Origin of the sequence: Bradyrhizobium sp., assembly GCF_052389815.1 — a bacterium.
In the GTDB taxonomy this organism is placed as follows: Bacteria; Pseudomonadota; Alphaproteobacteria; order Rhizobiales; family Xanthobacteraceae; genus Bradyrhizobium.
Window position 1 is genome coordinate 1 of sequence record NZ_JBQTHN010000205.1, and the last position, 2,929, is coordinate 2,929.

General features: G+C 64.9%; 2 protein-coding genes and 1 pseudogene. All 3 read left to right on the top strand.

From position 1 onward, the window contains the following. Positions 1-167 (top strand): annotated as a pseudogene (locus ACT4OC_RS28105) (GrlR family regulatory protein); the annotation flags it as partial. A 213-nt stretch (positions 168-380) separates the two neighbouring features. Then, complete coding sequence (locus ACT4OC_RS28110; RefSeq protein WP_444842318.1) at positions 381-2,003, top strand: ABC-F family ATP-binding cassette domain-containing protein; 1,623 nt, start codon at positions 381-383, stop codon at positions 2,001-2,003. Between the two features lie 46 nt (positions 2,004-2,049). Then, a partial coding sequence (locus tag ACT4OC_RS28115; protein WP_444842319.1) for an MBL fold metallo-hydrolase occupies positions 2,050-2,929 on the top strand: 880 nt, incomplete at its 3' end.

The window sequence follows — 2,929 nt, forward strand, 5'->3', positions numbered from 1 at the left end:
AGCACACGCCGGCGGTCGGCGAGATCCCGGTGTTCGGCGGCCATGAGATCGGCATCGGCTTTTCCGGCACCTGCCACGAAACCGGCGCCGAGCTCGAAGCCATCGCGCTCGCCGGCAAGCGCAGCCTCCGCCTGACCGCGACGCTGAAGCTGATGCGGCGGGCGTAGCCCGTCGCTTGTTTGAATACGGTCCCGTCCGAAAGAACGGCATGGGAGCATCATGCCGCAGCGGCCCGAACGTTGGCAAGCACCAGCAGGACCGCGGCCAATCTAGTCCTTAATCAGCACGCCGCAGGACGGCTCTCCCCGCAGGGTTCCGGGGCTTCCAATGCGGGCCTGCATGGAATAAGAGGCCGCAACACCGCAATTCCCCAGGCAGCAATGATCCGTCTCGACAACGTCAGTAAGCAGGTCGGCCACCAGATCCTCTTCATCGAAGCTTCCGCAGCTCTGCAGAAGGGCGAGAAGATCGGCCTGGTCGGGCCCAACGGCGCCGGCAAGACCACGCTGTTCCGCATGATATCAGGCGAAGAGCAGCCCGACGAAGGGCAGGTCTCGACCGATCGCGGCATCTCCATCGGCTATTTCAGCCAGGACGTCGGCGAGATGAGCGGCCGCAGCGCGGTCGCCGAGGTGATGGACGGCGCCGGTCCCGTCAGCGAGGTCGCGGCCGAACTGAAGCTGCTGGAGACCGCGATGGCCGATCCCGAGCAGGAAGCGGAGATGGAGGACATCATCGCGCGCTACGGAGAGGTGCAGGCGCGCTTCGAGGAGCTCGACGGCTACGCGCTGGAGGGCCGCGCGCGGGAGGCGCTGGCGGGCCTCGGCTTCAGCCAGGACATGATGGACGGCGACGTCGGCAAGCTCTCCGGCGGCTGGAAGATGCGCGTCGCGCTGGCGCGCATCCTGCTGATGCGCCCCGACGTGATGCTGCTGGACGAGCCGAGCAACCATCTCGACCTCGAAAGCCTGATCTGGCTCGAGCAATTCCTGAAGGGGTATGAAGGCGCGCTGCTGATGACCTCGCACGATCGCGAGTTCATGAACCGCATCGCCAACAAGATCGTCGAGATCGACGGCGGCTCGCTGACCACCTATTCGGGAAATTACGAATTCTACGAGCAGCAGCGCGCGCTCAGCGACAAGCAGCAGCAGGCGCAGTTCGAGCGGCAGCAGGCGATGCTGGCCAAGGAGATCAAGTTCATCGAGCGCTTCAAGGCGCGCGCCTCCCATGCTGCGCAGGTGCAGAGCAGGGTCAAGAAGCTGGAGAAGATCGAGCGCGTCGAGCCGCCGAAGCGGCGCCAGACGGTGGCGTTCGAATTCCAGCCGGCGCCGCGCTCGGGCGAGGATGTCGCGAGCCTGAAGAACGTACACAAGGGCTATGGCAGCCGCCGCATCTATGCCGGCCTCGACTTCATGATCCGGCGGCGGGAGCGCTGGTGCGTGATGGGCGTCAACGGCGCCGGCAAGTCGACGCTGCTGAAGCTGGTTGCGGGCTCGGCCGAGCCCGATGTCGGCACGGTCGCGATCGGCGGCAGCGTCAAGATGGGCTATTTTGCGCAGCACGCGATGGACCTGCTCGACGGCGAGCGCACCGTGTTCCAGTCGCTGGAAGATTCGTTTCCGCAGGCAGGCCAGGGCAGCTTGCGGGCTCTTGCGGGATGCTTCGGCTTCTCCGGCGACGACGTCGAGAAGAAATGCCGGGTGCTGTCGGGCGGCGAGAAGGCGCGGCTGGTGATGGCAAAAATGCTGTTCGATCCGCCGAATTTTCTCGTGCTGGACGAGCCGACCAACCATCTGGACATGGCGACCAAGGAGATGCTGATCGGCGCGCTCGCCGAGTTCGAGGGCACCATGCTGTTCGTCTCGCACGACCGGCATTTCCTCGCCGCGCTCTCCAACCGCGTGCTGGAGCTGACGCCCGACGGCATCCACCAATATGGCGGCGGCTACACGGAGTATGTCGCGCGCACCGGGCAGGAAGCGCCGGGCTTGCGGAGCTGAGCGGCTTCACCGAAGATCGCTTCCAAAAAAGGGGAGCGAAACAGCCATGAAGCAAATCAGGATCGGTGACGTCACTATCGATGCCGTCATCGAGCGGGAAGGGCCGTGGCGGCGGCCGCAGGATTTCTTTCCGGCCTATGACGATGCGGTCTTCAAGCATCATTTGAAGACCATGGAGCCAGAGGTGTTCGACGCCGCCTCCGGGCTGATGGTGATTACCTACCAGACCTTCGTGGTCCGCACGCCGCGAAACACCATCCTGGTCGACACCTGCACCGGCGAGAACAAGGACCATCCGCCGCCGTTCGATTTTCCCGGCAAGGAGCGCTGGCGTAGCGAGCTGTTCGCGCTCGGCGTGACCTTCGAGCAGATCGACTACGTCTTCTGCACCCATCTGCACATCGACCATACCGGCTGGAATACGACGCTGCGCGACGGGCGCTGGGTGCCGACCTTTCCGAACGCGAAATATATCTTCCACAAGCGCGAATATGCGGCGTGGGAAGAGGAATATGCGAAGGGAAGCAATCCGCCCGGAAAGGTGTTTCGCGACAATTGCCTGCCGATCGTCGAAGCCGGGCAGGCGCTATTGGCCGACGACGACTACGCGCTGGACGACCTCATCACGCTGTCGCCGACGCCGGGCCATTCGCCCTGCCATTGCTGCGTCAACATCTTCTCAAGGGGACAGCGGGCGGTGGTGGCGGGCGACCTGATGCACCATGTCATCCAGTGCCGCGAGCCCGACTGGTCGGCGCGGCCGGACTGGGACCCGAAGCAGTCGGCGGTCTCGCGCCGGAAATTCTTTGCCGAGGTGGCGGACACCGGCACGCTGGTCCTGCCGGTGCATTTTCCCCGGCCGAGCGGCGGCCGCGGGGAGGGCGCCGGCGCCCGGGGGGGTTTTAGGGTCCAAGCCGCAAGAAATT

What these genes read in the sequence shown, in the direction of transcription:
- ACT4OC_RS28110 (WP_444842318.1), top strand. Translation starts at nt 381, where the DNA reads ATGATCCGTCTCGACAACGTCAGTAAGCAGGTCGGCCACCAGATCCTC.